Source organism: Thermoactinomyces mirandus (assembly GCF_013868055.1).
In the GTDB taxonomy this organism is placed as follows: Bacteria; Bacillota; Bacilli; order Thermoactinomycetales; family Thermoactinomycetaceae; genus Thermoactinomyces; species Thermoactinomyces mirandus.
In genome coordinates this window covers 1-864 of the sequence record NZ_JACEOL010000069.1, presented here as the reverse complement: position 1 = coordinate 864, position 864 = coordinate 1, and the positions used below count along the sequence as shown (strand labels likewise).

Genomic DNA, 864 nt, shown 5'->3' with positions numbered 1-864 from the left:
TGATTGAGGAAATTAAAGTAAATATCGCTTATCGTTGGTTTGTTGGACTTTCCGTGACAGATCCGGTTCCTCATCATTCCACCTTCAGCCAAAACCGCCGTCGGCGGTTCGGGGCAGTCGGATGTTTACCAGGAAATCTTCGATGAAATCGTGCTTCAGTCCATTCAGCATGGATTCATCGACGGAAAACAACTGTTTAGCGATTCCACTTTCTTAAAAGTAAATGCCAGCAAAAGCAAGTTCAAAAAACAAAAGGTTACTGTCACTCCCAAGGACTATATGGTTGAATTGGAAAGAGCCATCGACAAAGACCGGATTCAGCATGGAAAAGATCCGTTAAAAAAAAAGTAAAATTGGAGGAAAAAGAAATCCGGATCAATACAACTGATCCGGACAGTGGGCACATGGTTCGTGAAGGAAAACCGGAGGGCTTCTTTTATCTGGATCATCGAACAGTAGATGGAAAATACAATTTTATTACAGATGTTTTCGTTACACCCGGTAATGCTCACGACTCCATCCCGTACCTGAAACGTTTGAATCGACAGATTCACCGGTTCGACTTCCTCGTTGAGGAAGTCGCATTAGACGCTGGATATCTCACGATGCCCGTCTGTCAGGAACTGATGAAACAAAATATTTTTGCAGTGACTGCTCATCGGCGTTTCCGACCAAAAAAGGTCTTTTTCATAAATGGCAATTTAAATACCCTACCTGAACAGGATATATATCTTTGCCCTGCCAGGTATGAACTCCGCTATTCAACTACCAATCGCACAGGATACCGCGAATACAAGTCAAATCCAAATGTGTGTCAGAACTGTCTCTTTCTCTCCCGTTGTACTCATTCCAATACCTTTCAAA

Annotated in this window: 3 protein-coding genes; all 3 read left to right on the top strand. The window is 42.7% G+C overall.

Annotated features, from left to right (window positions below):
• Positions 1 to 2: 2 nt before the first annotated feature.
• Complete coding sequence (locus H2C83_RS18645) at positions 3 to 146, top strand: transposase (protein WP_376766374.1); 144 nt, start codon at positions 3 to 5, stop codon at positions 144 to 146.
• 4 nt (positions 147 to 150) lie between these two features.
• Positions 151 to 351 (top strand): hypothetical protein, encoded by a 201-nt coding sequence (locus tag H2C83_RS16420; protein ID WP_181742264.1) that lies wholly within the window; start codon positions 151 to 153, stop codon positions 349 to 351.
• A gap of 2 nt (positions 352 to 353) precedes the next feature.
• The coding region (locus H2C83_RS16415; protein WP_512700747.1) for a transposase at positions 354 to 864 on the top strand (511 nt) is incomplete at its 3' end.